This window comes from Sabulibacter ruber (assembly GCF_017355955.1).
Lineage (GTDB): Bacteria > Bacteroidota > Bacteroidia > Cytophagales > Hymenobacteraceae > Nibribacter > Nibribacter ruber_A.
In genome coordinates this window covers 1-250 of the sequence record NZ_JAFFID010000186.1, presented here as the reverse complement: position 1 = coordinate 250, position 250 = coordinate 1, and the positions used below count along the sequence as shown (strand labels likewise).

General features: G+C 72.8%; 1 protein-coding gene. It reads left to right on the top strand.

The window, feature by feature from the left end:
- Positions 1-250 (top strand): hypothetical protein (locus JT719_RS24985; protein ID WP_207436483.1); only part of this gene is annotated, 250 nt, incomplete at both ends.

Here is a 250-nt window from a genome sequence, read left to right as displayed (position 1 = left end):
TCGGCCGTGTTCCGGCGCGGCGGCGATGTCAGCTTCGTGGTGGAGGAACTGAAGGCCGTCTTCGACCCTCGCGGCGGCGCCTGGATGAACGGCCGCTACGTGCCGTCGCTCCTGGCGGCCATCGGCGACGTGATCGAACGGCACATGAAGACCGTCGGCGTGCTGCCGGAGCAGGACACGCTGCTGCCGGAGGCCGCGCGCCGCGCCGTGGGCGAGGCCCCGCACGCTGCCTCCCATGCGGAGGCGGAAG